This is a genomic window from Adlercreutzia aquisgranensis, assembly GCF_943193145.1.
Taxonomy (GTDB): domain Bacteria; phylum Actinomycetota; class Coriobacteriia; order Coriobacteriales; family Eggerthellaceae; genus Xiamenia; species Xiamenia aquisgranensis.
In genome coordinates this window covers 108,852-134,947 of record NZ_CALPDA010000002.1, presented here as the reverse complement: position 1 = coordinate 134,947, position 26,096 = coordinate 108,852, and the positions used below count along the sequence as shown (strand labels likewise).

Sequence of the window (26,096 nt, the reverse complement as noted above, 5' to 3'; positions counted from 1 at the left end):
CAGGGTAATCGGACAAGATGGGTCATGATAGCGTACGGGCAACGAGAAAAGAGCAGGCGGGCGCACGAAGGCTGGCGTCCTGGTCCGAAAGGGTGGTCGATCATGGGAGAAGGCAGGGACATCTACCACGAGCCGCCGCAGCGCGTGCTACTGCGCACGGCCGACGTGTACCAGACCGAAGTGGACGACGGCGTGGCGGGATATTCCGAGAAGCTGCTGGCCATCGTGGCCGACTACCGCAACGGCGGTCGCCCCGAAGGATGCAACGTGCAGTCCATGGTAGGGAAATCAAAGCGCGGCGAGGTGGCCTTCCGGCTGTTCGCGCGCGTGAATTCGGGAACGCGCGTCATCGAGGCGGCCGGCTTCAAGACTCGCGGCTGCCTTGCCATGACTGCCTGCGCCAGTGCGACGTGCTCCATGATCGAGGGCCGCACGCTGGCAGAGGCGCTCGCCCTCACCACCGACGAGGTTCGCGAAGCCGTAGGCGGCGTGCCTGCAGGCAAGGCCAACACGCTCACCTTCGCCGTGGAGGCCGTTCGCGCCCTGGTCGGCGACTTCCTGGTGCGCGAAGGCGCTGGCCTGCCGAAGCTCGACGCGGCGGTGCCGTGCGATTCCTACGGCGTGGCGTGCCTCATGTGCGAGCACTGCTCCCTGCGCGACATCCGCACCGATTTGCTTGTGAGCTCGTGGGAAGACGAGCCGGAAGCGGCCTGCGCATAGCCGAACGACACAGCTGCGGCACCGCGCGAGGGCGGCACGTGCAAGCAGCGATCGGCACGAAGGACCGAAGGAGACAAAGCTATGAGCGAGGAAGACGAGATTCGCGACGCCGTGGTGGCGCTGCTGAAGGCCCAGGAGTCGGGTCAGGACATTTCCGAGCTGCTGCCATCCGCGGAAGGCTTTCCGCTGACAGCGGATGAAGAAACGCCCGAGCAGACCCCCGAGCAAGCACTGAGCGACGCCGTGGAACGCGCCTTGGCCTTCGTACGCTCGCAATCACGAGCAAGCAAGCTGGCCAGCCCCGGCGATTGGGCCGACGCGGGTCTGGTGCCCGACTCCCTGGACCCGGAGGATGTGGAAATGGCCGTCTACGATCGCTTGATGGCCTATAAGGAAACCTGTGACCTGGACGAATCCCTCGGTGACCGCTGCAAGGCGCGCGCGAAGGCCACCGCCAACGCAAGCGACCGCCCGGATGCTTCCCCCGAAAGCGCGGTTCGACGAAACCCCCACGCCGCATCCGCCTTCTCGTCCTCGCCCGGACGGCCTGTGGGGCTTTCGGGATTCAAACATCGCAAAGCCGTGGGCAGCAAGGACGCTGCCGGCGAAACAGCAGACGCAGCGCCAATCCCCCTGGAAGCCGTTGAGGGGCAGAACGGCGAACCGGCCCCGATGCAGTCGCCGGACTCCGCTTGCAACGACTTCGACGACTGCCGCGGCATCCGCCTGCTCATGGGCGCGCACAGCTACTATCTTTACGACGAGGCCGCCATGACCGACGCCTACGCCCGCTGGGCCTTCCTGGCCGCCGAAGACGACCCTGTGGCCGCCTTCCTGGAGTGCGTGCGTGACGAATCCCGCATCTATCCGCGCCCCCTGGCCCGCACGAACCTGGCGAACCCGCCCTTTTGCATGGGTGCCGAAGCGGTGGAGGCCGCCTGGCGCGCCGCCTGCGACCAGGACCGAGCCAACGACGTGCGACGCATCGAAGCCACCAACGGCGCCGTGTACTTCTACTCCACCGACTACCTCAGCCCAGCCCGAGCCCGAAGCCTGGCCCAATACGACGCAGTGGAGCGCGCCTTCAACGTGTAAGCGCCTGCGGGCAAGCTCGCGGGAGGCCGTCTCTCGCGCTTGTTTTCGCGCCGCGCTCGTCTTCCCACCTGCCCGGCTGCTGCGCCGGCGCGCAACGGCTGGATGAGCGTGGCCCTATCGCACGTGGCGCTTGGCCTCTTCTCGGGCCCAAGCGTCTACTTCTAGCAGTTGCTCGATGCTCTCCACCGGCTGCAAGCCGCCACCGCCGCCTGCCACGTGGGCGTCCATGGCAGCTTCCACGCACTCGGCAATGCCAAGGTAGCTGCCCTCTTCCGCCAGGAACGCCGCCACGGCCACTTCGTTGGCTGCGTTCATGACCGCCGGCAACGTGCCGCCCGCGCTTCCGGCCGTGCGAGCCAGCGCCAGGCAGCGGAACGTCTCCTCGTCGGGGGGCGCGAACTCCAGGTTGCCCAGCTTCGTGAAGTCAAGCGGCTCCACCGGGGCGTCCCAGCGGTCGGGATAGGACAGCGCGAACTGGATGGGGATGCGCATGTCGGTGGTGCCCAGATGCGCCTTCACCGAACCGTCGGCGTACTCCACCATGGAATGGATGGCACTTTGGGGCTGCACCACCACCGAGATCCGATCGTAGGGCATGGCGAACAGATGATGCGCCTCTATCACCTCCAGGCCCTTGTTCATGAGGGTGGACGAGTCGATGGAGATCTTCGCCCCCATGTTCCACGTGGGATGGGCCAGGGCCTGGGCCGGCGTGATGGATTGCAGCTGCTGGCGGGTGCGCCCGCGGAAGGGCCCGCCCGACGCCGTCACCCACAGCCGCGTGACCTCGCGGGGGTTCTCGCCCAGCAGGCACTGGTAGATGGCGCCGTGCTCCGAATCGATGGGCATGAGCGCACCAGCCGGACCCGTGGCCGGAGCCAAGCCCGCCGCCGTGCGCGCCGCGTCCACCTGGGCCGCCAGCGGCATGATGAGGTCGCCCCCCACCACCAGCGACTCCTTGTTCGCCAGCGCCAGCACCTTGCCGCAGCGCAGCGTCTCGTAGCTGGCCCGCAGGCCCGCGGCACCCACCAGGGCGTTCACCACCACGTCCACATCGGGAAGCTGTACCAGGTCAACCACGGCGTCGGGCCCGAATCCTACCCTCTTGCCGCCGCGGGACTGGAACGCCTCGGCCAGACTGGCGAACCGCTCTCGGGGCCGCACCGACTCCACCGCCTCGACCAGTTTCGCCACCGCCGGCGTTTCGGCCGCGCCCTCGCTTCCCACGGCCACTTGCGCCACGCCGAACTCGCGCACCTGCTCGGCCAGCAGGTCAAGACGACCGCCGCCGGCCGCCAGCCCCACCACCTGCAGCTTGTCCGGATGCCTGCGCACCACATCTAGCGTCTGCGTTCCAATGGAGCCCGTCGACCCCAGCACCACGATTCGCCTCATGACCCACCTTCCATCAACGCTCGCCCGCCCGAAAGCGCCTGCCTCAACCACGAAACTCGTCCGCACGCTTCCGCGCGCTTCTGCAACGCGACGCCGCTTTCCACGCAAAACAACGCAACATACATCACGCAGGAAGCGATTCCCACCGCCTCCGTTGCAACCGATGACGTTTATGGCAATCGAAATCTGCCATAAACGTCTTTCGTTACACGAAATCGTACATAACCGTCGTCGGTTACAGTCTTTTTTGCCATAAACGTCATCGGTTACATCCCAAAGTCGACAGGGGGCCGCAATCACTGCCCGCCGCAGAAAGCCGCGGCGAGCCCGCAACCACCAGCGCTCCCGGATGTCAACACGCCTCGTCGGCCCCGCAACCGTCTTCCGCCGCAGAAAGCGCAGTCACCGGCGTCCACCCGCGTTCACCGGCGTCCACCCGCATGCCACCAGCGGCCGCGGCAGCGCCCCCGGGCGCCAACGCATCTCACCGCCGCCACAGCCCCGCAACGTCGCGCTATGCGGCGAACGGAATGCAGCCGCCGGAAATCAGCAGCACGGCTGCGGTTGCCGACACCAAGAACAGCGAGTCGCACCGATCGAGCAGACCTCCGTGACCGGGCATCAGCGTGCCGGAATCCTTCACGCCCGAGTTGCGCTTGATGCGACTTTCCGCCAGATCGCCCAGCACGCCCATGATGCCGCTGATCACCCCGAACACCACGGCCAGGGGGATGGGCATGGTCACCCCGGGCACGAAGGACATGAGCGCCCAGAACACCGCCGAGCCCACCAGCCCCGCGAAGAATCCCTCCCAGCTCTTCTTCGGCGATGTGCGAGGCGCCAGCTTGTGCTTGCCGAACTTGCTGCCCACCAGGTACGCGAAGGAATCATTGGCCCACACGCTCAGGAACAGCAGCAGCACCAGCACGCCGCCCCAGGGCGAGGCCAGCGACCCGCGGATCACCAGCACGCCGCACAGCAGCAACCCGCAATAGGCGGCGCCGAAGAAGCTCACGCCCACGTCGGGCACGCGTGCCCGCTGCCAGAACACGTACCACACCAAAAGCGCAATCAACGTGGCCAGGCAGGCGTACACCACGCCCACCACGCCGAAGAAAAACACGCACACTGGGTAGAGCACAGCGCCTATGATGCCCAGCATCTCGTTGGGCAGCTTCGCGTCCGACCGCAGCATGTAGTAGAACTCGCCAGCGCAGATACCCGCCGTGGCCGCCAACAACGCCAAGGTAGTCCATCCGCTGATGACCAGGCATAATACAGAAACAGTCACATAGATGAAACCGGTGCGGAAGCGTACTTGCAGCGCCGAAGGATTGCGCAGCTTCTTGGGGGTTTTGTCCAGCGCGTAGTCCTTGATGCGCTCGCGGCGAGTGGGGTCGGTGCGCCCGCGCCAGAGGTCGGCACACGCATCATCCTCGATGGTGGCCTTGAACTCTTCGGTTGCGTCCTCCTTGAAACCAGCCTGGGAGTGAACGTCGGCCGACAGGTCGCCTGCCGGCCCCGCGCCCGATGCCAGACGCGGCTCTGTGCACTCGTCCTTTGCGCTCACGACGTCACCACTCCCCCGAAGCGACGGTCGCGCCCCTGGTACTCCAACAGGCAGCGCAGAAACTCGTAGCGGTCGAAGTCGGGCCAGAGCACCGGCGAGCACACGAACTCGGAATAGGCGATCTGCCACAGCAGGAAGTTCGAGATGCGCATCTCGCCCGACGTGCGGATGAGCAGGTCGGGGTCGGGCATGCCCGCGGTGTAGAGCCCCCGCTCGAACAGCTCCTCGGAAAGCGTCTCGAACGGGTCGCGCCCTTCGGCCTCTTCCAGAACCGCATGGGCCACGCACCCCTGCACCGCCTGCATGATCTCCTGCCGGGCACCGTAGTTCACGGCCACCACCAGCGTCATGCCGGTGTTGTTGCGCGTCTTCGCCCAGGCCTCCTCGAAGGCGTCCCGGGTCTCCGCCGGTAGAATGGACAGGTCGCCGATGGTGGTGACGCGCACATTCTCCTCGTGCAGTCCGTCCACCTCGGCCAGCATGGTCTTGGCGAACAGGTCCATGAGCCCCACCACCTCGTCTTCGGGGCGCTTCCAGTTCTCCGTGGAGAACGAGTAAATGGTGAGGTAGCGAACTCCTAGGTCGGAGGCGCATCGGATAGTCTCGCGCACGGCCTCGATGCCCGCTTTGTGGCCACGCAGCCGATTGAGCGCCCGTTTCTTGGCCCAGCGACCGTTGCCGTCCATGATGACGGCGATGGACTGGGGGATGCGCTCGACATCAAGCCGCGCCGGATCCAATCCTTCGGGCGGATTCGGGAATATGTAATCCAGCTCTCTGTTCACCTAGAACCACCCTCCCGCACTTCCGTACAACGATCCGAAGCGCCGCAGGAACCGCCTAAAAGCATTAGGCAACAAAGCTAGCGAGAAGGCGCCCGGCGCCTCAGATTGGCTTGCAATCCGACCGAGCGTACTTGGATACGCGACGGAAGGAATTGAAAGACCAGGTGAGGTGCCCGGCGTCTTCGCAGCAGCAGCCCGCTGCGCCGTTCGGCAGAGCAGCGCAGCCTAGATCTCCATGACCTCGGCTTCCTTCTTCTTGAACGCCTCGTCCACCGACGCGATGTACTTGTCGGTCATCTTCTGCACCTCGGCCTCAGCGCGGCGCTGCTCGTCCTCGGGAAGGTTGTCGTTCTTCACGCTCTTCTCGATGGCGGCGTTGGCGTCGCGGCGGGCGTTGCGCACGGCCACGCGGGCCTCTTCGGCGTAGGTCTTGCACTGCTTCACCAGCTCGCGGCGGCGCTCCTCGGTCAGCGACGGAAACGGCAGGCGAATGCAGCTTCCGTCGTTGGAGGGGGTCACCCCCAGGTCGGACTGCAGGATGGCGTGCTCGATGGCGCCCAGGGTGCCCTTGTCCCACGGCTCGATGACCAGCAGATGCGCGTCGGGAGTCTTCACACCCGCCATCTGGTTCACCGGGGTGGGCACGCCGTAGTAGTCCACCTTGATGCGATCCAAGATCATCGCGTTCGCACGGCCGGTGCGCACCTTCGCGAACGCCTCGTGCAGCGAGCTCAGGGCCTTGTCCATGCGCTCCTCGGCGGTCAGCATCACATCTTCGATCATAGTTGAGCCTTCTTTCCCTTGTCAGCGCCGAAGCGCCTGGTTTCCAAACAGTTCCCCGCCCGAAAGGCCGCTGCGAACCGGAGCGCCCGTCTTCCACGGACATCCGCCGCCGACGCCGCAAGCCCCTTCGGCAGGGCAAAGCCAGCTAGTCGATGACCGTGCCCACGTCCTCGCCGCGCAGGGCCCGGGCGATGTTGCCAGGAACGGTCAGGTCGAACACGATCATGGGCACGCCGTTGTCCATGCACAGCGACGTGGCCGTGGAGTCCATCACGTGCAGGCCCTTGGCAAGCACGTCCATGTAGGACACGCGGTCGAAACGCTGGGCGTCGGGGTTGGTCTTCGGGTCGCTGTCGTAGACGCCGTCCACCTTGGTAGCCTTCATGAGCACGTCCACGTCCAGCTCGCAGGCGCGCAGAGCGGCGGTGGTGTCGGTGGTGAAGTAGGGGTTGCCCGTGCCGGCGGCCAGGATGACCACGCGACCCTTCTCCATGTGGCGGATGGCGCGACGGCGGATGTAGGGCTCGGACACCTCCTGCATGTTGATGGCGCTCTGCACGCGGGAGAAGATGCCGTGGCGCTCGAAGGAGTCTTGAAGCGCCAGAGCGTTCATGACGGTGGCCAGCATGCCGATGTAGTCGGCCTGGGCGCGATCCATGCCCTCGGCAGAACCGGCCAAGCCGCGGAAGATGTTGCCGCCGCCCACCACAACGGCCATCTGCACGCCGTCCTTGACGATTTCGGCAATCTGCTCGGCCAGGTCATCCACCACTTTCGGGTCGATTCCGTAGCCCAAATCGCCGGCCAGCGCCTCGCCGGAAAGCTTCAGCAGCACGCGCTTGTACCTATAGCCCTCTGCATCCTCTGCCATGGGACCGTCCTCTCAACGGCTGGGTTTGCATAAACAGTCCCATGATAACGGAAAAGGGGCGCCCGAATAGGCGCACAGCGCTAAACCTGTAAACGCACCACGGATAGAGGCGGCAAGGGCGCCAAAGCCAGTAGCGGCGCCCTAGTTCTTCAACGAGTTCAGCGGCGCGGGGATGCGGCCGCCTCGGTGGGCGAAGGTGGTGCCAGCATAGGCGTTCACGGGCATGACCGGGGCGTATCCCAGAAGGCCGCCGAAGTCCAGGCGGTCGCCCACGGTCTTGCCGATAGCGGGGATGACGCGCACGGCGGTGGTCTTGTTGTTGATCATGCCGATGGCGCACTCGTCGGCGATGATGCCGCAGATGGTCTCCACCGTGGTGTCGCCCGGGATGGCGATCATGTCAAGCCCCACGGAGCACACGCAGGTCATGGCCTCAAGCTTCTCGATGGAAAGCGCACCGTCCTCGGCCGCGCGGATCATGCCGGCGTCCTCGGACACGGGGATGAACGCGCCGGAAAGCCCGCCCACGGAAGAGGACGCCATGACGCCGCCCTTCTTCACCGCGTCGTTGAGCATGGCCAAGGCCGCCGTGGTGCCCGGGCCGCCGCACTGCCCAACACCGATGCACTCCAGGATCTCGGCCACGGAATCGTGCTCGGCCGGGGTGGGCGCCAGCGAAAGGTCCAGAATGCCCTGGGCCACCCCCAGGCGGCGACTGGCCTCGCGCGCCATGAGCTCGCCGGCGCGGGTAATCTTGAACGCCGTGGCCTTGATCGCCTCGGCAACCGTGGTCAGGTCGGCGTCCGCAGGCAGGTCCGCCAGCACCGCGCGCACCACGCCCGGGCCCGACACGCCCACGTTCACCACCTCGTCGGCCTCGCCGGCCCCGTGGAAGGCGCCAGCCATGAACGGGTTGTCCTCCACGGCGTTGCAGAACACCACCAGCTTGCCGGCGCCGATGCACTGACGGTCGGCGGTGGCTTCGGCCGTGGCCTTCACGATACCGGCCATCTTCAGCACCGCGTCCATGTTGACGCCGGCGCGGGTGGAGCCCACGTTCACCGACGAGCACACGTTGTCCGTCACCGACAGCGCATGGGGGATGGATTCCATCAGCCGCAGGTCAGCCGAAGAAGCGCCCTTGTGCACCAGCGCGGAGAAGCCGCCCACGAAGTCGACGCCCACCTCCTTGCCCGCACGGTCCATGGCCGCCGCGATGGGCGTGAAGTCAACGGCGCTGGTAGCAGCGCAGATCTCGGCCACGGGCGTTACGGAGATGCGCTTGTTCACGATGGGAATACCGAACTCGCGCTCCAGCTGCTCGGCCGTGGGCACCAGGTGCTCGGCGGCGCGGGTCATGCGGTCGTATACCTTGCGCGCCATGACGTTAATGTCGGCGTCGGTGCAGGAACGCAACGAGAGGCCCAGCGTGATGGTGCGGATGTCCAGATGCTGCTGGCCCACCATGGCCAGGGTCTCGGCGATTTCGGCAGGGGTGATCTGCATGGGAGCGCTCCTTCGGCGATTCGGCAGGAAAAGACCTTCAGTGTAGCACAGGCCCCGCCCCGCCGCATCACCAGCACCGGCTACGGCCCCGCATCGTCGGCCCGCATCCCGCGAAACGACGGCTGACCGGGCACCGCAGGCCCGTACGGCCGCTACACCACCTCGCCGTAGCGGTAGGCCACCTGAGCGCCGTCTGGCAGGCCCACCACCAGCTCGAACGCCGGCGTGATGTCAATTGCGCGCCCACGGATGCGCCGACCTTCGCGTGACACCACCACCGACTGGCCCAGCACGAAGCATCGCTTCCGATACTCCTGATAGTGGGCACAAGCCGGCAGCTGGCGGTACAGCTTCCAGAAGGTCCTCAGAAACGCGGCGGCCAGCTCCGCACGGATGTCCTCGCCGCTCACGAACCCGGCGACAGCTTCCAGCTCGGCAGGAAAGCCGTCCCGCGGCCTGCAAACGTTCACGCCTACGCCCAGCACCACGTAGTCGAACCGGCCCGATTCGATGTCCATGGAGGCCTCGGTGAGGATGCCGCCCACCTTGCGGCCGTCGCAGAACACGTCGTTGACCCACTTGATCGAAGCCTCCCGGCCGGTCAGCTCCTCGATGGCCGCCGCGCACGCGACCGCGCCCATGGTGGTAAGCGCTTGGGCCTGATCAGCCTCAAGGGCCGGCCGCAACACCACACTTAAGTACAGGCCCGTGCCCGAAGGCGAGAAGAACGAGCGCCCGTGGCGCCCGCGCCCGGCCGTCTGCTCGCCGGCAATGACCACCGTGCCCTCCGCCGCGCCGCCCTGGGCCAGCCGATGGGCCTCGGAGTTAGTGGATTTGACCCGCGGAATCACAAGCACATCTAGCGGCAGGTTCCGCGGCAGCCGACGCGCCACGTCTTCGGCTGAAACCGTCGACCCGCTGCGCACCAGCTGGTAGCCACGGTTGGTGACGGCGCGGATATCGTAACCCTGGTTGCGCAGCGCCTGGGCGGCCTTCCATACCGCGTTACGGCTGATGGACAGCTGATTGGCCAACAGTTCGCCAGAAACAAAAGACCCTTGCTGCTCTTCGAGCATCTGCAGCAACCTGTCCTTTGTTGTGGTTCCAGCCATAAGCCGTCTCTTCCCCTCCCCCAGGCAAGCGGCAACCTTGAGCAGCCCCGTCCGCTATACGTTCTTGATCAAGATACCGTTCATAATGTCGGCGGCGTGCTCGCAGGCGTCGCAGCACTTCTCCATGCGCTCGAATATCTGAGACCACACCAGCACGCGCATGGGGTTCTCGCGGTCCACGGTGTACAGGTCGCGAATGACCTTCAGATACAACGTGTCGGCGTGTTCTTCGTAGGTGTTCACGTCGATGATGCGCTGCTTGAACGTCTTCGACTTCTTGAAGTTGCGGAAGTCCTCCATGGCGTAGCCCAGCGCAGTGCAGCTCTTCTTGATATAGGTAGCGAACTCCAGGGCCTCGTCGTGCATGAAGTGCACGTCGTACATGTAAAAGCGCTGGATAACGCTTTCAATGCCGTCGGTGATGGAGTCGAGCGACTGCACCAGGTCGATGATGTCCTCGCGTTCGATGGGCGTGATGAAGTCGGTGCCCACCACCTTGTAGATGGAGTGGGCGATCTCGTCGCCTTCGTGCTCCATCTCGTGGGCGCGTTCCATGACGCTTACCAGGTCGGCTGCGGCGGAAAAGCCCTCGATGGCTTCGATGAGGATGTCCGCTTCGGCGGCGGCCACCTTCACCTGGCGCTCAAAAGCGGCGAAGTAGTCGAACCGGTCTTTCTTTCCCATGATCACGCTCTCCTAACCAACCGAAATCATCCGACAATTATACAGGGATTCGCTTGCGGGCGTTCCGCCCGGCCTACAGAATCATCAGGAACAGGTGGGCGAACGCAAAGCCCAGCAAGCCGCAGCCCGGGAATGTGAGAATCCACGTCTTCACCATGTCCACGGCGATGCCCCACTTCACCGCGCTCTTGCGCCGCGCCGCCCCGACGCCCATGATGGCCGTGGTGTTGGTGTGGGTGGTGGACACCGGCAAACCGGCGAAGGTGGACAGCATCAGGCAGAAAAAGGTAGCAAAGCTGGCGGCGAATCCTTGATAGGGCTCCATCTTCACCATGTCCATGCCCACGGACTTGATGATGCGCTCGCCGCCCACCGCCGTGCCCACGCCCATGTTCGCGGCGCACAGCAGCATTAGCCATACGGGCAGTTCGGACTGGGCCTCCTGGCCAAGCCCCATGGACAGCACGACGGCCAGCACGAAGATGCTCATGAACTTCTGGCCGTCCTGGGCGCCGTGCATGAAGGCCACGCCCGCGCCCGCCGCAATCTCCGCCTTGCGGAAGCTGCCGGCCGTCTTGTTGCGGTCGGCATTGCGGAAGATGCGACCGATCGCCTTGGAGTTGACCCACCCCAGAAAGAACCCAAGCAGCGTGGACAACAAGATGCCGTAGATGACCTTCACCCATTCGGACCAGTTGATGGCGTCGAAGCTGCCCTGCAAGGCGATGGCGGCGCCGGTAAGCCCCGCGATGAGCGAATGGCTCTGGCTGGTGGGGATGCCGAAGTACCAGGCCACCACGCCCCACACAATGATGGAGACCATAGCCGCCATGAGCGCGGTGAGGGCCTGCTCGGAGTTGCCGCCGAAGTCCACCATGTTGAAGATGGTTGCCGCTACGGCGGCAGTGAACAGGGACACCACGAACAGTCCGACGAAGTTGCAGATAGCCGCCATGATGATTGCCGCGCGCGGTCGCATTGCCCGCGTAGACACCACCGTGGCGATGGCGTTAGGCGCGTCGGTAGCGCCGTTGACGATGATAACGCCGATGTTCAGAATCGTTACCACCACAAGCTCGGGGCTTGACATGAGGCCGGAAACGAAGGTCGCCCACTCGATTGCCACAGGCACCCTTTCCCTCTGTTTTTCCAGATAGAACGCTTGGACAACGCATGCCGCCCACCACTAAGAGCTCGATCGTCAGCCCTAAAAGATGAGCGTCGCGGTAAAGTGTAGCGCATCTTCTCCGCAGCCGTGGGCTCTGTAATTTTTTTGCCACACCAGCACACGTAAGCGGCGTAAGCCCCGGTAGCGGCAGGAGGCGAGCGGCGAGCGGCAGCGGCGACAGGCGGCGCGCGGCGAATCGCTCTACGAGCCGAGCGCGGTGCAGAGCGCTCGGAAATCGATGGGCTTGGACACGTGGGCGTCCATGCCGCATTCCGCGATGCGCAGAATGTCGGATTCAGTATTGTCCGAGGTCACAGCAACGATGCGCACCTTTTCGCCACCATGGTCGCCGGCGGAGCGGATCCGCTTCGTCGCCTCGTAGCCATCCATAACCGGCATATGTATGTCCATGGTGATGCCGTCGAAATAGCCGGCCTCATGGTTCAGGAACTCCTCGACCGCCTGGCTTCCGTCCTGGACGACCGTCACCTGGGCGCCCTCCTCTTCCAGAAACTCGCAGATAATCTCGGCGTTGAGCGCGTTGTCCTCGACCACCATAATGCGTCGATCCCGAAGGGACGAGCAAGCAACGGCCTCGGCCAGCGGGAGCTCCAGCGTCACGCGAAACGTCGAGCCGCGCCCCGGGCTGCTCTCCACCGAAAGGTCTCCGCCCATGGCATGTACCAGGCTCTTCGCCACAGCAAGCCCCAATCCCGCATGGGGAATGTCGTCATGAAGGCGGCTGTCAGCCACGCGGGCGAAAGGCTCGAAAATCCGCCCCACCTGATCAGGCGCAATGCCGATGCCCTGATCCTTCACGGCAATGCGGAACAACCCGAAGCCCGGTCGGGACGACTCTCCCTCGATTATCGACAACGAAACAGGCGAACCATCCGGCGAGAACGTGGAAGCATTCTCCAGCAGGGCCCGAAGCACCTTCACCAGGCTAGGGCAATCCCCCACCGCATAATCGTGGGCAACCTTACAGGAAATACTCAGCGTCTGACGCTTGCCGTCGTACTTCGGCCCCACCTGATACGACGCGCTGTCGACCATATCAGCCAGCGAAAAGGGAGCGCAACGAGTGGGCGCACCCACCTCGTCCTCCGACAGCTCCAGCGAGCGCTCGATCATATCCAACAGACGAAAAGCTGCGGCACGGATAACGTAGCAATCATCCCTGGTGTGATCGTCCTCAGCCCGTGCAGCAATGCGGTCGGCCGTGCCCATAATGGCGTTCAAGGGCGTGCGCATATCGTGGGACACGCGGGAGAGCAGCTCGGCTTGAAACAGATGGGCATCGTTGACCTGGCGCAACGAGCACACCCACAGCGTCGTGCCGTCGGGTGCGACGCACTCGCTGCGGCGCTCTTCGAACCAACGGGGATTGCCCGCCTTGTCCACCAGCCGATACTCCCAGCGCTCCGCCGTCGGGGAGACAATTCGGGCTAAAAACTCCTCGCGATCGTCGGGGTAAACCAGCTCCAGGAAGCTGCCGTCGGTTGCATCGAGGAAATCCTGGAATGTCATCTGCAGGTTCTGCAGGGCGAAACCGCTCACAAACCGAACGGAGAAACGCTCATCGTACATGCCCGCAACAACGCCAACCGCCTCGTTGGCCGCCAAGACAGACACGATGGCGCTCTGGTAGAACTGGCCCTCTTCGTCGCAGGCCTCGCCCACGAAATAAAGCGGCTCCCGATAAAAGGACGCCCCTTGTCGCACATCCCGCATACGAACGATCCCTCACTCCCATCTTACGACGGGCTCTCTCTTCTTCAGCTCCATTATGGCCCCGGAGCCATGGGGAGAGCTTGCGTGGGAGGGTTTTCGTTGGCGTACCGAAACTTTCGTAACCGCCCCGTTACCATAGAGAGTCTCCCCGCGTACGACCTCTTCGGGACGCGTGAGCAGAGGCGACAAGGTCTCGCGCAAAAGGCAAGCGGGAGAACACATCGAGCAACAAGGGGGCGGCAAAACGGCGCCTCGGAAGCGCCGAGCGGGCCGACCGCTGGAGCTGCCGGGCGCCGGGCCGTTGACCCCGCAGCCAACGACGCGCGCAAAGCGCACCGCGGCCCCGGCCGGCAGCACGGACGGCGGTTGAGGCGCAGCTACAGCCAACCGCAGGCGGAGCGGACGCTACTTGGCCATGCCCTCCACGTGCTGCTCCTCGGTTTCGTCGGCGGCCTCAGCCGATTGCTTCACCAGGTTCGTGAACACAGCGTCTTCGCTGGTCATCACCTCGGTACGCAGCAGCGCGTCCTCGCCGTGCTCCTGCAGCACCAAGTCCTGAATGGCCGCAAGCGGAGCGACACGCTCATCTTCCTGGAACTGCAGCTGCAACTTCTCAATCAGGTCGTCGCGCCCTTCCTCCTGCAGCACACGGATCATCTCGTCCTTCAGGGCGTCGCGTACGTCCCTCACGCTGCCGCCGCCCAGAAGACCCGTCGGCCCCAGGTCCACCACGATCTCGAACACGTTACGACGCGCCCGGGCAGCATCGATGCGCGCCTGCAGCTCGGGGTTGCGCAACGCGTTGAGGCCACCCGCGTGCTCGGCCTCCCCCTCCGCGAAGTCATCGCCGCTTTCGGAGAAAGCCACGCCCTGCTTCTGCGCCCGCTTGGCCTGCAGCATCAGGAACACGAAGCCGATGATGCCCGCCATAAGCGACGCCGCCAGAATGCCCAGCTTAGCCGTGGCAATATGCATCTCATCGGTGTAGGCCAAATTCGCCACGAAAATAGCCATGGTAAATCCGACGCCGCCCAGAATGGCCGCGCCCACCATATGCCCCCAGTTCACGTTCTCCGGAAGCGCCCCCAGCTTCGTTTTCACGCAGATGAAGCTCATGGCCAGAATGCCCAGCGGCTTGCCCAGCAACAGACCGAAGAACACGCCGTAGAGCACCGGGTCAGTCAGCATCGCCCCCATGTCGATGCCGGCGAAAGACACGTCGGCGTTAGTGAGGGCGAACACCGGCAGGATGCCGAAGTAAACCCACGGGTACAGCTTGTGCTCCAGGCGCGTGGCCGGGGGCACCACCTGGCGCGCCACGCGGGACAGGTCGGTCACTGTCTCGATGTACTCGCCCTGGGCGATGACCGGTGTCTCGGGCTGGAAGGTGTCGTGGGCCTCCTTCAACTTCTTGCCCGACCACAAGCCGAACGTGCGCAGATTCACGCGCGAGCCCGACGGAATGGCAAAGGCCAGCAGCACGCCAGCGATGGTGGAATGGATGCCCGACATGAACACGCAATACCACAACACGCCACCCATGAGGATGTAGGGCAAGAGCGAGTAGATATGGCTGCGATTCATGGCAATAAGCACGATCATGACGATTACAGCGGCCATCAACCAGAACACCTTCGGCGTCTGTCCGTAGAAAATGGCAATGATGAGAATGGCGATGATGTCGTCGGCCACGGCAAGGGTGGACAGGAACACGCGCACGCCGGCGGGCACGCGGTTGCCCAGCAACGCCAGAATACCCAGCGCGAAGGCGATGTCGGTAGCGGTGGGAACGCCCCAGCCATGGACCGCTTCGGCGTTCGAGGCGTTGAACAGCAGGTAGATGACGATAGGCATGGCAACGCCGCCGACCGCACCCATGATGGGCAGCAGCGCCGCACGGATGTTCGTAAGCTCGCCCACGGTCATCTCGTACTTCACTTCCAGGCCTACCAGCAGGAAGAAAATGGCCATGAACACGTCATTGATGATGTGCGCCAGCGACATGGTCTGCTCGGTGCCGCCGAAGATAAAGCCCACTTCCGTATGCCAGAAATGGATGAAAGGCTCGTAGACCGCCGAGTTCGCTACCACGAGCGCCACGATAGCAGCCAGCAGCATGACGCCTGCGGCCTTCGTGGAGGAGTGGGTGAACTGCACGAGTTTGCTATAGCGCTTCTGATGCCCCTGCACCTCGTCGATGAACAGATGCGGGGTAGCCTGCTTCTCACTTGCCATGATAGTCCTTGCCGCCGAGCCGTACCATCTTCTTGAAACTAGTAATGATAAATCAATTATCCTTTTTCAGCGCCCTTGTTTCGGCGTGCAGCGCCCACGGTCATCGAACGGTAAAGGGGCGATGTCGTGCAGAGGGCCGGCGGACTTGGGGGGCCGCTTTGCGGCTCGGCAGCAGCCTTGTGGGCGATGGCTTCTCTGTTTAGCAGCAGCGAGCTTGAGGGGGCGATGGCCTCGCGGTAGGGCGACAGCGGCGTTCGGGAGCGTCCTTCGCGGCTGGGTGGACGGAAGCACCTTGCGTGCGTGCGCTTCGCAAGCAAGCGCTTTGCAGGCAATGACTTCGCAGCTTGACGCTTCACGAAATGATGCTTCGCAGCTGGATGCCTTATGGCCGTTTTCGCGGTTGGGTGCCTCACGATCGGCTTCGCAGCCGGATGCTTTATGGTTGAAATTTCCGGTTTTGCATCGCCGCCTCCCCTTTTTCGCATGCAAAACCGGAGAAATCAGCCAGAAGGGCATGCAAAGCCGGAGATTTCAACCACGGCAAATGCAGAAACGGAAAAATCAGCCAAAACGAAAACCGGCGGAGCGCTGGGCCTTTGAATCGTTTCCGTAACCTTCGCGGGCACGGCAGCGGGGTGGGCCGAGTTGCGGTATCCTATGGTCACTGTACGCTTCGATCAAAGAGGTGATAACCATGAGCATTACCGTCACCGGCCGCAAAATGCCCGTAACCGAGAGCCTGCGGGAGTACGCGGAGGAGAAAATCGGTAACTCGATGAAGGTTATGGACATTAGCCCGCTCGACGCCGAAGTGGTGCTGTTCGTTGAGAAGAACCCCGCCAACCCCCGTCCCGCCGTCTGCGAGGTCACGCTGCGCCCGAAGGGCCACATCATCCGCGTAGAGGAGCACGAAGAGGATATGTACGCAGCCATCGACGTAGCCGCCGCCAAGGTGCTGCGCCAGCTGCGCAAGTACAAGACCCGCGTCATCGACCGCAAGGTGCGCGCCGAGGAGGAGAGCATCCGCGTGGCTCCTATCGTGCCCACTGGCGAGTTCGACGCCGACAGCCTGATGGCCGAGCTGACCGAAGACGAAGAGATCGTGCGCGTGAAGGAGATCGAGTTCGCCCCCATGACGCAGGACGAGGCGCTGGTGCAGATCGACCTTCTGGGCCACGACTTCTTTGCCTACACCGACCGCGATTCCGGCCTGGTCAACGTGCTGTACCGTCGCGACGACGGCGGCTACGGCCTGCTGAAGCAAACGGAAGAGTAGAAGCGCCAAGGCACCGGACGGGCGCAGCTTACCGGTTGACGCCCCCAATCCGGCAACGACGCATTGGGGGCACCGCGCGCCGATGCCCCACACCGACGATTCACCGATGGGAGACAAGAGACATGGCCGCTAACGCTGAGACTTTGGACGTGGTCCGCGACATCCTGCAGGAGAAGCTGGACATCGCCCCCGAAACCGTGACGGGCGAATCCACCTTCGAGACCTTGGGGATCGACAGCATCGACATGGTAGAGCTGGTCTGCGAGCTGGAGGACCGCCTGGACGTGGACTTCGGCGACCCCGAGGGTCTGGAAACCGTCGACCAGCTGGTGGAATACATCCAGGGGCTGTAAGAGCAAGCAAACGCAACGGCAACAGCAAAGGCGCCCGATCCGAAGAGGCTCGGGCGCCTTTTCGCGTGCTCGGTAGTCGGGTAGCGTCACCATTGGGGAAGGCGGCCGACCGGCAAGACGACGTTACCCCGCCCCCGGCATGATAGCGCCATGCGCCCCCATGCCATCATCCCCGTCCCCCTGGCATGATTGCGCGCTTGATGTCGGCTATGGCGTAGAGGCTGCCGAAGGCCACCACCAGGCCGCAGGGGCCGGCAAGGGCGACGGCGGCTCGCAGGGCGTCGTCGTAGCCAGCGGCCGCGCGGACGACCAGGGGCGATACGGGCTCGCCATCGAGCGCGCAATCGCTAGCACATGGCTTGGCGGCCTGCGCCGGCAAGGCCGATTCGCCGACTGCGGTTTCTGTCGGAACCCCCTTGGAAGCAGCTGCAGCACGAATACATTCGGCCAGGTCTTCAGCCGAAAGGGCGCGCGGGTTCGGCGGCGTGGCGGTCACGAAGGCCTGGGCCCGGGGCAGCACCGCTTCGACCATGGCCGCGTAGTCCTTGTCTGCCAGCACCCCCATGACGAACACGCAGCGCCGGCCTGGAAACACGTCGGCCAGCGAGGCTGCAAGCGCCTGGGCGCCTTGGGGGTTGTGACCTCCGTCCACCACGATGGTTGGCCGGCCGGGCACGACGGGCATCAGCTCGAAGCGCCCAGGCCAGCGGGCCGCAGCCACTCCCGCCTCGATGGCGCTTTCGGGAATCCGCCATCCGCGAGCTGCGAGCACCCGGGCCGCCTCGATGGCAAGCGCGGCGTTGCAAGGCTGATAGGAGGCCAGCAGCGCCGTGCGGTAAGAACGATTGCGGTACGCGAAGCATCGCACGAGGTCGCCCGGCAGCGGAAGGCGCGCATCCGATTCCACGACAGCGCTCTCCCCCGCCGGACGAACCTCGCCTACGGTAAGCTGGCTGAAATCGGCTACGATCAGCGGCGTCTCGCATCGGGACGCCGCCTGGGCGATGGCGCGGGCCGCCCCTTCGTCGTCCTGCGGATAGGCCACCACCGCGCACCCCGGCTTGATGATGCCCGCCTTCTCTCCCGCAATAGCCGCCGGGCTGTCGCCCAGCAAGGCCGTATGGTCGAGCCCGATGCGCGTGATGACGGCCACCTCGGGCGGGCCGATGACGTTGGTGGAATCCAGGCGCCCGCCCAGCCCCACTTCGAGCACCACGATGTCGCAGCTGACAGTGGCGAAGTGCACCAGGGCCACGGCGGTCATAAGCTCGAACTCCGTGGCGTGCTCGCCCGTGGCAGCCGCCTGAGCCTCGGCAGCCTCGCGCACCTGCAGCGTTGCCTGGCAAAGCGCATCCAGGGCGATGGGCACCCCGTCAACCTGGATGCGTTCCTCGAAGCGCTCGATGTAAGGGCTGGTAAAAAGCCCCGTCCGATAGCCCGCTGCCCGCAGGATGGAGGCGAGGTAGGCGCAGGTGGAGCCCTTGCCGTTCGTGCCGGCCACATGGACGAAGCGCAGGCGGTCCTGAGGCCGACCTAAGCGCTCCATCAGGTCGCTGATACGATGGAGCCCCAGGCGCGACGCCTGCCAGCGCGGTTCGTTGATATAGGCGATCGCGTCGAAGGGCTCGTTCATAGTCGCGTACCGCAGCCTATTCCGACATGTCGATGTAGGTCCACTCCACCACATCTCCCGGCTGCACCTCAGCCTCGCCGGCGGACACAGAGGGCATCTCGCCGTTGATAGCGAAGGTCCAGCCGCTCATGCCCTCGCTGGCAACGCCGTTGATGGCGCTCACGTAGGCACCGTAGGCGGAATCCTCCACCGTAACCTCAACGTCCAAAGCCTGCAGCGCATCCAGGGCCGTCGCCCCCTCCGGCAGCTCCACCTCACCCGAGGCCAGCGTCTCGTCGGTAACGGTATTGCCCACGGTAACGGTGACCACGTCGGAAGCAGGCGCCTGCTGGGCGGAATCCTGCGAACCCGTGCTTGCGCTCGATCCCCCATCGGAGCTGCAGCCGGCCAAAACGCCCGTGCCGAGCGCCGTCGCCAGAGCCAAAGCGAACAGCACGCGCACAGCCTTGGCCTGCCCCGCCCAAGCGGAAAGCACCGTTGCGAAACGAACCATAATGAAACCTCTTTCTTCCAGGGCTCCCTGTTGCCGGGATCGGTATTCCGACTTCGGCGCCGCACAGAAAGCTCCGCTACTCCAGCCACCCGAAACACGGCAGCCAGCACGAAGCCCTCCCGACGTACGCTCCTTACGGTTACTGGTATAGCGCGGGATTTGCACCCGCATTCCCCGAAGCATGAAGCCGCGCGCATCCAACGCGCCCCCACGGAGCCAATGAGCACGGATCATTGTAATGCAAGCCGCCCCAAAATCCGCAAGCACCCGGCAGAAGGAACCGATAGAGCGGCACGGTAGTCGCTGAACGACGAGTATCCAACCCCATCCAGCAGAAGAGGCCTGCACGAACAGGCAGGCATGCGCCACGCAGCAGGACCGAGGGACAGCGGCATGGCACCTGAGCGATTCCGCAGCAGCGAGCAGGTGCAAACTCGATGCACAGGCGAAGCGAGGACAAGCGAAGGTGCCATGCCGCTGCCCCTCGAGCCCGACCAGGTAGAAGGGAACCCCGGTCAGGCGGGCGCAATGCGGCAGGGCCGGCGGCGTGCGGACGCGGTACCCGAGCGATTCCGCAGCAGCGAGCGGGTGTAAGCCCGATGCACAGGCGAAGCGAGGACAAGCGAAGGTACCGCGCCCGCACGCCGCCGGCCCGGTCAGGTGAAAAGAAGCCGCGGCAACCAGCAGTCCCTAGCGCGGGTAAGTCGTCTTCAGGTAGTCGCCCATGGCGGCTGCGGCGCGCTTGCCGGCGCCCATGGCCAGAATCACCGTGGCAGCCCCGATGACCGCGTCTCCGCCCGCGAACACGCCCGGCTTCGTAGTGGCGCCGGTTTCGGGATCAGCGACGATCAGGTTGCGCGAAGTCACTTCCATGCCCGGCGTGGTCTGCGCAATCAGGGGGTTGGTGCGGTTGCCCACGGCCACCACCATCATATCGGCCGGGATGACGAAGGCGCTGTTGGGCACTTCCACGGGTCGACGGCGCCCTTGGTCGTCGGGCTCGCCCAACTGCATGGAGACGCATTCCACGCCGCGCACCCAGCCGTCGTCGTTGGACAGCACGCCTACCGGATTCGTGAGCAGCTGGAAGCGGATACCCTCCTCTTCAGCATGGGCGATCTCTTCGGCGCGGGCGGGCATTTCCTCGCGGCCGCGGCGATACACCACGGTGACGGCGGCGCCAAGGCGCTTGGCCGTGCGCGCGGCGTCCATGGCCACGTTGCCGCCGCCCACCACCACGCACTCCTGGCCGGAATACACCGGCGTGTCCGCCGCGGGGAACTCGTAGGCGCGCATGAGGTTCACGCGGGTGAGCAGCTCGTTGGCGGTCATCACGCCCAGCGAGCCTTCGCCGGGAATGCCCAGGTAGCTGGGAAGTCCGGCACCCGGTGCCACGAACACCGCCTGAAAGCCCATGGGACCCAAAAGCTCGTCGACGTCGTAGAGCTTGCCCACCACCGAGTTCGCTTCGAAGGAAACGCCCATGTCGGACAGCGTAGAAATCTCGGTATCCACCAAGCTCTTGGGCAGGCGGAACTCGGGGATGCCGTAGGTGAGCACCCCGCCAAGCTTGTGCAGCGCCTCGAACACGGTGACGTCGGCTCCGCGGCGGGCCAGCTCGCCGGCGCAGGTAAGCGACGCCGGGCCCGAGCCCACCATGGCTACGCGGTAGCCGGTCAAATCCCCTTCGCAGGAACCTTCGCCCGCAGTAGTTTCGACAGCGGCGATGGCAGGGCTCAGGGAATCCGGCTCGGCCATGAGCGCTTCGGCGCCTGCCTCCACCATCCCTTGGCTGTAGCCGCCCGACTGAGCCGCCACCTCGGCCGCGCCCACTTCGGGAGCCTCCTGCGCATCCAAAAGCTCGTCGGATTCCTGCTGGGCCATGGCCCAGTCGGCCACGAACCGCTCCAGCTTGCCAATAGCCACCGGCTCGCCGGCGCGGCCCCGCGTGCACACCCCTTCGCATTGGGTCTCCTGCGGGCACACGCGCCCGCACACCGCCGGCAGCGCGTTTTCGCGTTTCACCAGCCTGTACGCTTCGTCGAAACGGCCATGGGCCACCTGCTCCAGAAACTGCGGGATGGGCACGCCCACCGGGCAGCCGCCCACGCAGGGGGCCTTCGGGCACTGCAGGCACCGGGCCGCCTCCTCCATGGCCTGCTGGGCGTTGTAGCCGCGCGCCACTTCCTCGAAGCACTCGGAGCGCAGCACCGGGTCCAGCTCGGGCATGGGGGTCTTCGTCTTCTGCTTGTTCACCGTGTAGGATGTCGCCATGATCGTCTCCTAGAACCTGCGCTGCCGCTTCCGCCTATCGCTGTCGCCGACGCTACCACCGACGGCGGCCGGAGTGCCCCGAATAGCCGGGCTTGCTGTGGGCCATGGGGTTTTCCGAAGCGTCCGACCAGCCGGCGCCGTTGCGGCTGGCTTGGACCACGTGCTCCCAGGCCACCTTCTCCTGCTGGTAGGTTTCGTGGGAGGCGCGCCATGCCGCATTGGCCCGCTGGGCGGCGTAGCGGCGCCAGTCGTCGTTGACCTTGTTGCGGGGCGGCAGCACCTCCCGCGATGCAGCCTGGACGGGGGCGCCGGCCGTCGCGGACGCAGGCTCGGCCGCCGCGACCTCGGCATCGGAAGCGAAGGCGGTTTCGGCCTGCACCGTGCCTTGCTTGGGGGAGAGCTCCATCTCCACCAGGGGCTCGGCCGTAGCTGCGCACTCGCGGCCTTCGGGCAGCTCCTCGCCGTTGAGTGCCGCCACGGCCACCTGCTCGAAGCTGCGGTACATCACGCCGCGGCGCATGGCGTCGTCGAAGTCCACCTGGTGCCCGTCGAAGTCGGGGCCATCCACGCAGGCGTGCAGGTACTCGTCGCCCACCTTCACGCGGCAGCCGCCGCACATGCCCGTGCCGTCGATCATGAGAGGGTTCATGGACACCAAGGTGCGGATGCCCGGCTCGCGGGTGGTCTCGGCCACGAACTTCATCATGATGACCGGCCCCACGGCCAGCACCGCGTCGTAGTCGGCCCCTTCGGCGATGCGTTTGGCCAGCGGCTGCGTGACCAGGCCCTTGTTCCCGTTGCTCCCGTCGTCGGTGACCACGGTGCAGGTAGTGGAGCAGGCGCGCAGCTCGTCTTCCAAGATGATGAGGTCCTTCGTGCGGAAGCCCAGGATCACGTCTACCTGGGCGCCATGGTCGAACAGCCACTTGGCCTGGGGGTACGCAATGGCCGTGCCCAATCCGCCGCCGATGACGCACGCCTTGCGCACGCCTTCGAGTTCGGTGGGCTTGCCGAAGGGCCCGGAAAAGTCCAGCAGGCTCTGGCCGGCCCGCATCTTCGCCAAACGCATGGTGGTGGCCCCCACTGCCTGGAACACGATGGTCACCGTGCCGGCTTCGGGATCGGCCTCGTTCATGGTCAGCGGGATGCGTTCGCCGCGCTCGTCGATTCGCAGCATGATGAACTGACCGGGCTGTATCTTGCGCGCGATGGCAGGCGCTTCCACCACCATGCGCGTAACCTCGCCGTTGAGCGCTTCTGTCTTCAGAATGGGATACACGGGGCATCCCCTCCCTTCGTGCCACCTCTTCCAAGGGTAGTCTGGCTGCATCGGAGGGCCCGCGCTTTCCCCTCACGGATGTCGCGACGCAGGCCGACCCAAGATTTTCCCAGTATATTCCCAGGATTTGGCCGCACGACTCCAGCCGGCAACTTGTTTCTGATTGTTCATTTTCGAAGCGGCAAGCGCATACTCGCAAACGCAAGAGCGCCGGGCCGACCCGCACGCCCCGGCGTATCGCGGGGCAGCAGGGCGCTACGCATCGCAACTCGGCGCATCACGGCGCGACAGAGCGCCATTCAGGTACGACACAGGGCTGCAGAGCGCACAACGCCCCCACGCCGCAGCGCCTGCCCGGCGACACTACCCTTCCAGCTCGCGCTCCATCTGCTGGCGACGCTTGATGGCGTCGTGGAAGACCAAGGCGAAGCAGGCAAGCCCCAGGCCGAAGGCGATGGCGAAGAACACGATGCCGATGGCCAGGTCCCCCAGCCATGCGACTTCGGCAAGGCCCACGATCTGCACCTCGGCAAGAATGCGCATGCCGCACATGAGCACGGCGACAGCGGCACCGCACGCCGCAGCGCACAGGACGACGTACTCCCAGGGAATGCGATCGACCTGGGCATAGCGGGTGCGGCTGGTGAAGAACCCGGAGCGGACCTGCATCATCACCGAGACCACGCCCGCAACGAAGATGGTCAGCAGCAGCGGGAACTGGACGGGAACCACGCTCTGTCCCAAGGGGGTGAGCAGGGGGTGCTCCGTCGCAGAGGCCACTTGGTCCAACATGATGGCGTAGTACAGGCTGATAAGCGCCCCGGCAAGCAGGATGTAGGCGCTCGCCTTGGTCGACCTGCCTTCCTCGGCCTCAAGCCGCTCGTCCTTCGGCCCCATGTACTCGTTCCACTTCGAGATAAGTCCCATGATGTTCTCCTATTCCCAGAAAAGCTCGTCGAGGGTTTTACCGAGCGCTTTGCAGATTGCCAGGCAAAGCTTGAGGCTAGGGTTGTACCGACCTGCCTCGATAAGCCCGATCGTCTGCCTTGTGGCGCCCACGGCATCCGCCAGTGCTTGCTGCGAGAGGCCCACTGCCTCCCGAGCCTGGCGCATCCGCGCGTTCTTCGTTTCGCCCATCTTCCTCCTATCGGCGCCTTCGGCATCCCTTCGCCGCTTCTACAGTCCTTCAAAATGCAACATATATCTTGCATTGCAAATTATATATTGCATTACCTTCGTGTCAAGAAGCTTTTCCGCACACGTCGCAGGATGCAGAAAACAAGTTCGCCACATCGGGTTACGGCGCGAAACGCCCTCCCTTACCGAGTGATACGCTTAGCCCCGAGCATAGAGAAAGCCCGGTGGCCTGCAGCGCCCCCCTTCGGAGGAGCACCGCCACCGCACGACCTAACCAAGCAACGCAGCAAGCGAAGGAGGCTGCCATGGCAACTTGGTACGCAATCGAAAAGCAGCTGGTCCCCATCCAGGACCACGAGTCGCTGCCCCAAGGGGCGCCCGTGGCCAGCGTCATGGCCACCAAGGAGTTCTTCGGCTTCGTCGCCCCGGAGTACCACGACACCGTGCTGAGCCTGGTGAAGGTGGAAAACACCTACCTGGACGCGTTCCCGCACTGCCTTATCGGGTCGTTCGCCGTGCCCGACAAGCAAGATCTGCTGGCCGACCCCATCTGCTTCGCTTTCTACCTGGACAAGAACCACCTGTTCTTCCTGGACGACGGCACCACCTGCGCAGGCATCTTGGGACAGATCGCCTCGTTCAGCGCCATCTCCGACCAGACCACGGCGTTTTGCCTGTTCGAGTTCATGCGGCTGCTCATCAAGGGCGACCAGTCGTTCCTCGCGCGCATGGAGGACGAGATGGAGCTGGTGGAAGAGAAGATCATGGGCCAGAAGGAGCAGAGCGCAAACCAGGTCATCCTGAACTACCGGCGCAGGATCCTGAAGCTAGACACCTACTACCAACAGCTCAACGACATGGCCAGCGACCTGCTGGAAAACGAGGACGACCAGTTCACCGGCACCGACCTGCGCTACTTCGCGGAGATTCGCCAGAACACCGACCGCCTGGTCGACCGCGTGCACATGCTGCAGGAGTACAGCATGCAGCTGCGCGAGCTGTACAACACCCAACTGAACCTGCAGCAGAACAACATCATGCAGTTCTTCACCGTAGTGGCCACGCTGGGCACGCCGCTGATGCTGATCGCCGGATGGTTCGGCATGAACTTCTCGTTCATCCCCGGCGCCGACAGTCCCTACGGCTTCTTCGGCTGTATGGCGGCATCTGCGGTCATCTTCCTGCTGGAGCTGCTGTTCCTGAAGCGCAAGGGCTGGCTGTAGAGCGCGGCGGCGCGGCGCAAGGAGAATCGTGCATTTCAGGGGGGTCCTGCAGCTTTCTGTACCAAACCCCCCTGAAATGCACGCTTTCGGAGCTTCACCCTACGCGCGGCGGCGTCTTCTCCGGCTCGCCGGCGACCAGCATGTCGTTGCGGTAGCTTCGCCCTACGCGCGCGGCGGCAGCGTCTTCAGCAGGCGGCCGATTTCGGCGAAATCGCCTTCCAGCACCTCGCGCTTGCTGCGGTCGTAGATAGCCGCTGCCGGATGGTACACGGGGAACACGGTGAACTTCCCCGCCTGGTAGGCACGGCCACGCAAGCGAGTGATGCCCTGTTCGGTCTTCAGGATGAACTTCGTGGAGAAGTTGCCGAGCGTTATGATGACCTGGGGGTTTATGGTGCGCGTCTGTTCGCGCAGGAAGGGGGAGCAGGCCTGGATCTCTTCGGGGCGCGGGTCGCGGTTCCCCGGCGGGCGGCATTTCAGCACGTTGGCGATGAACACCTCGTCGCGGGAAAGGCCGGCCAGGGCCAGCAGCTCGCTCAAGTACTTGCCAGCGGCGCCCACGAACGGCTGGCCCTGCAGATCCTCGTTCTTACCCGGCGCCTCTCCCACAATGAGCACCCGCGCCTGAGGGTCGCCCGCGCCGAACACCACATTGGTGCGCCCGTCGGCAAGCGTGCACCCGCGACAGACGCTCACCTGGGCTTTCAGCTGGTCAAGGGGAATATGGGGATGCTCCACGACGGGACTCCTTTCCGGCTGCACCGCCAACT

General features: G+C 64.7%; 24 protein-coding genes. 6 read left to right on the top strand and 18 right to left on the bottom strand.

The features are described from left to right. Nucleotides 1-102: 102 nt before the first annotated feature. Nucleotides 103-720, top strand: a complete 618-nt coding sequence (locus tag NFR41_RS01800; RefSeq protein ID WP_251230472.1) for an iron-sulfur cluster assembly scaffold protein — start codon at nt 103-105, stop codon at nt 718-720. Nucleotides 721-801: 81 nt separating this feature from the next. Then, the gene (locus NFR41_RS01795) at nt 802-1,815 is read left to right on the top strand and encodes a hypothetical protein (protein ID WP_251230471.1); all 1,014 of its coding nucleotides are present in this window, start codon (nt 802-804) and stop codon (nt 1,813-1,815) included. Between the two features lie 114 nt (nt 1,816-1,929). Here NFR41_RS01795 and dxr read toward each other — a convergent pair whose 3' ends face one another. The 11 genes from dxr to nhaA all read right to left on the bottom strand — a co-directional run bounded on the left by dxr (nt 1,930) and on the right by nhaA (nt 15,658). Next, nucleotides 1,930-3,210 carry a 1-deoxy-D-xylulose-5-phosphate reductoisomerase gene (gene dxr / locus NFR41_RS01790; protein ID WP_251230470.1) on the bottom strand — a complete coding sequence of 427 codons (1,281 nt, stop codon included), beginning with the start codon at nt 3,208-3,210 and terminating at the stop codon, nt 1,930-1,932. Nucleotides 3,211-3,724: 514 nt separating this feature from the next. Continuing rightward, on the bottom strand, nt 3,725-4,588 hold the full coding sequence (locus NFR41_RS01785) for a phosphatidate cytidylyltransferase (protein ID WP_251230527.1): 864 nt from the start codon (nt 4,586-4,588) through the stop codon (nt 3,725-3,727). 188 nt (nt 4,589-4,776) lie between these two features. Further along, entirely contained in the window at nt 4,777-5,565 is a 789-nt protein-coding gene (gene uppS, locus NFR41_RS01780; RefSeq protein ID WP_251230469.1) for an undecaprenyl pyrophosphate synthase, read from the bottom strand. A 225-nt stretch (nt 5,566-5,790) separates the two neighbouring features. After that, nucleotides 5,791-6,348: a ribosome recycling factor gene (frr, locus tag NFR41_RS01775; RefSeq protein WP_160213039.1), complete on the bottom strand. Its 558-nt coding sequence runs from the start codon at nt 6,346-6,348 to the stop codon at nt 5,791-5,793. Between the two features lie 145 nt (nt 6,349-6,493). After that, nucleotides 6,494-7,219, bottom strand: coding sequence for a UMP kinase (gene pyrH, locus NFR41_RS01770; RefSeq protein ID WP_160213038.1), 726 nt, complete (start codon nt 7,217-7,219; stop codon nt 6,494-6,496). A 141-nt stretch (nt 7,220-7,360) separates the two neighbouring features. After that, nucleotides 7,361-8,725 carry a PFL family protein gene (locus NFR41_RS01765; RefSeq protein ID WP_251230468.1) on the bottom strand — a complete coding sequence of 455 codons (1,365 nt, stop codon included), beginning with the start codon at nt 8,723-8,725 and terminating at the stop codon, nt 7,361-7,363. Between the two features lie 152 nt (nt 8,726-8,877). After that, on the bottom strand, nt 8,878-9,801 hold the full coding sequence (locus NFR41_RS01760; protein ID WP_251230467.1) for a biotin--[acetyl-CoA-carboxylase] ligase: 924 nt from the start codon (nt 9,799-9,801) through the stop codon (nt 8,878-8,880). Nucleotides 9,802-9,891: 90 nt separating this feature from the next. After that, nucleotides 9,892-10,521 carry a DUF47 domain-containing protein gene (locus NFR41_RS01755; protein ID WP_160213036.1) on the bottom strand — a complete coding sequence of 210 codons (630 nt, stop codon included), beginning with the start codon at nt 10,519-10,521 and terminating at the stop codon, nt 9,892-9,894. 73 nt (nt 10,522-10,594) lie between these two features. Further along, nucleotides 10,595-11,647 (bottom strand): inorganic phosphate transporter, encoded by a 1,053-nt coding sequence (locus NFR41_RS01750; protein ID WP_160213035.1) that lies wholly within the window; start codon nt 11,645-11,647, stop codon nt 10,595-10,597. Between the two features lie 243 nt (nt 11,648-11,890). Then, nucleotides 11,891-13,423: a hybrid sensor histidine kinase/response regulator gene (locus NFR41_RS01745; RefSeq protein ID WP_251230466.1), complete on the bottom strand. Its 1,533-nt coding sequence runs from the start codon at nt 13,421-13,423 to the stop codon at nt 11,891-11,893. Between the two features lie 405 nt (nt 13,424-13,828). Continuing rightward, the gene (nhaA, locus tag NFR41_RS01740) at nt 13,829-15,658 is read right to left on the bottom strand and encodes a Na+/H+ antiporter NhaA (RefSeq protein WP_251230465.1); all 1,830 of its coding nucleotides are present in this window, start codon (nt 15,656-15,658) and stop codon (nt 13,829-13,831) included. Between the two features lie 384 nt (nt 15,659-16,042). On the opposite strand from nhaA, the gene NFR41_RS01735 reads away from it, so the two are divergent. The 3 genes from NFR41_RS01735 (at nt 16,043) to NFR41_RS01725 (ending at nt 17,287) form a co-directional block, all read left to right on the top strand. Further along, nucleotides 16,043-16,258, top strand: a complete 216-nt coding sequence (locus tag NFR41_RS01735) for a hypothetical protein (protein ID WP_251230464.1) — start codon at nt 16,043-16,045, stop codon at nt 16,256-16,258. A 94-nt stretch (nt 16,259-16,352) separates the two neighbouring features. Continuing rightward, the gene (gene hpf / locus NFR41_RS01730; protein ID WP_160213031.1) at nt 16,353-16,934 is read left to right on the top strand and encodes a ribosome hibernation-promoting factor, HPF/YfiA family; all 582 of its coding nucleotides are present in this window, start codon (nt 16,353-16,355) and stop codon (nt 16,932-16,934) included. 122 nt (nt 16,935-17,056) lie between these two features. After that, nucleotides 17,057-17,287 (top strand): acyl carrier protein, encoded by a 231-nt coding sequence (locus NFR41_RS01725; RefSeq protein WP_160213030.1) that lies wholly within the window; start codon nt 17,057-17,059, stop codon nt 17,285-17,287. 166 nt (nt 17,288-17,453) lie between these two features. On the opposite strand, the gene NFR41_RS01720 is transcribed toward NFR41_RS01725, so the two are convergent. The 6 genes from NFR41_RS01720 to NFR41_RS01695 form a co-directional block, all read right to left on the bottom strand. Next, on the bottom strand, nt 17,454-18,920 hold the full coding sequence (locus NFR41_RS01720; protein ID WP_251230463.1) for a bifunctional folylpolyglutamate synthase/dihydrofolate synthase: 1,467 nt from the start codon (nt 18,918-18,920) through the stop codon (nt 17,454-17,456). Between the two features lie 16 nt (nt 18,921-18,936). Next, a complete protein-coding gene (locus NFR41_RS01715) occupies nt 18,937-19,413 on the bottom strand; it encodes a DUF4430 domain-containing protein (protein ID WP_251230462.1) in 477 nt (158 codons plus the stop codon). 690 nt (nt 19,414-20,103) lie between these two features. Then, a complete protein-coding gene (locus tag NFR41_RS01710) occupies nt 20,104-21,687 on the bottom strand; it encodes an FAD-dependent oxidoreductase (protein WP_251230461.1) in 1,584 nt (527 codons plus the stop codon). A gap of 52 nt (nt 21,688-21,739) precedes the next feature. Further along, nucleotides 21,740-22,966, bottom strand: coding sequence for a sulfide/dihydroorotate dehydrogenase-like FAD/NAD-binding protein (locus NFR41_RS01705; RefSeq protein WP_251230460.1), 1,227 nt, complete (start codon nt 22,964-22,966; stop codon nt 21,740-21,742). Between the two features lie 363 nt (nt 22,967-23,329). Further along, complete coding sequence (locus NFR41_RS01700; RefSeq protein WP_251230459.1) at nt 23,330-23,893, bottom strand: hypothetical protein; 564 nt, start codon at nt 23,891-23,893, stop codon at nt 23,330-23,332. 9 nt (nt 23,894-23,902) lie between these two features. After that, a complete protein-coding gene (locus tag NFR41_RS01695; protein ID WP_160213019.1) occupies nt 23,903-24,103 on the bottom strand; it encodes a helix-turn-helix transcriptional regulator in 201 nt (66 codons plus the stop codon). Nucleotides 24,104-24,408: 305 nt separating this feature from the next. Here NFR41_RS01695 and NFR41_RS01690 point away from each other — a divergent pair, with 305 nt between their 5' ends. Continuing rightward, nucleotides 24,409-25,326, top strand: a complete 918-nt coding sequence (locus NFR41_RS01690) for a magnesium transporter CorA family protein (RefSeq protein WP_251230458.1) — start codon at nt 24,409-24,411, stop codon at nt 25,324-25,326. A 162-nt stretch (nt 25,327-25,488) separates the two neighbouring features. Here NFR41_RS01690 and NFR41_RS01685 read toward each other — a convergent pair whose 3' ends face one another. Beyond that, complete coding sequence (locus tag NFR41_RS01685; protein WP_251230457.1) at nt 25,489-26,064, bottom strand: uracil-DNA glycosylase; 576 nt, start codon at nt 26,062-26,064, stop codon at nt 25,489-25,491. Between the last annotated feature and the right edge of the window lie 32 nt (nt 26,065-26,096).

Excerpts from the sequence above, each read along its gene's own strand:
- NFR41_RS01745 (WP_251230466.1), bottom strand. The coding sequence starts at position 13,423 with ATGCGGGATGTGCGACAAGGGGCGTCCTTTTATCGGGAGCCGCTTTAT.
- NFR41_RS01695 (WP_160213019.1), bottom strand. The coding sequence starts at position 24,103 with ATGGGCGAAACGAAGAACGCGCGGATGCGCCAGGCTCGGGAGGCAGTG.
- NFR41_RS01710 (WP_251230461.1), bottom strand. The coding sequence starts at position 21,687 with ATGGCGACATCCTACACGGTGAACAAGCAGAAGACGAAGACCCCCATG.
- NFR41_RS01795 (WP_251230471.1), top strand. The coding sequence starts at position 802 with ATGAGCGAGGAAGACGAGATTCGCGACGCCGTGGTGGCGCTGCTGAAG.
- hpf (WP_160213031.1), top strand. The coding sequence starts at position 16,353 with ATGAGCATTACCGTCACCGGCCGCAAAATGCCCGTAACCGAGAGCCTG.
- nhaA (WP_251230465.1), bottom strand. The coding sequence starts at position 15,658 with ATGGCAAGTGAGAAGCAGGCTACCCCGCATCTGTTCATCGACGAGGTG.
- NFR41_RS01715 (WP_251230462.1), bottom strand. The coding sequence starts at position 19,413 with ATGGTTCGTTTCGCAACGGTGCTTTCCGCTTGGGCGGGGCAGGCCAAG.
- NFR41_RS01700 (WP_251230459.1), bottom strand. The coding sequence starts at position 23,893 with ATGGGACTTATCTCGAAGTGGAACGAGTACATGGGGCCGAAGGACGAG.
- pyrH (WP_160213038.1), bottom strand. The coding sequence starts at position 7,219 with ATGGCAGAGGATGCAGAGGGCTATAGGTACAAGCGCGTGCTGCTGAAG.
- frr (WP_160213039.1), bottom strand. The coding sequence starts at position 6,348 with ATGATCGAAGATGTGATGCTGACCGCCGAGGAGCGCATGGACAAGGCC.
- dxr (WP_251230470.1), bottom strand. The coding sequence starts at position 3,210 with ATGAGGCGAATCGTGGTGCTGGGGTCGACGGGCTCCATTGGAACGCAG.
- NFR41_RS01720 (WP_251230463.1), bottom strand. The coding sequence starts at position 18,920 with ATGAACGAGCCCTTCGACGCGATCGCCTATATCAACGAACCGCGCTGG.
- NFR41_RS01755 (WP_160213036.1), bottom strand. The coding sequence starts at position 10,521 with ATGGGAAAGAAAGACCGGTTCGACTACTTCGCCGCTTTTGAGCGCCAG.
- NFR41_RS01760 (WP_251230467.1), bottom strand. The coding sequence starts at position 9,801 with ATGCTCGAAGAGCAGCAAGGGTCTTTTGTTTCTGGCGAACTGTTGGCC.
- NFR41_RS01735 (WP_251230464.1), top strand. The coding sequence starts at position 16,043 with ATGGCCGTTTTCGCGGTTGGGTGCCTCACGATCGGCTTCGCAGCCGGA.
- NFR41_RS01765 (WP_251230468.1), bottom strand. The coding sequence starts at position 8,725 with ATGCAGATCACCCCTGCCGAAATCGCCGAGACCCTGGCCATGGTGGGC.
- NFR41_RS01690 (WP_251230458.1), top strand. The coding sequence starts at position 24,409 with ATGGCAACTTGGTACGCAATCGAAAAGCAGCTGGTCCCCATCCAGGAC.
- NFR41_RS01725 (WP_160213030.1), top strand. The coding sequence starts at position 17,057 with ATGGCCGCTAACGCTGAGACTTTGGACGTGGTCCGCGACATCCTGCAG.
- NFR41_RS01800 (WP_251230472.1), top strand. The coding sequence starts at position 103 with ATGGGAGAAGGCAGGGACATCTACCACGAGCCGCCGCAGCGCGTGCTA.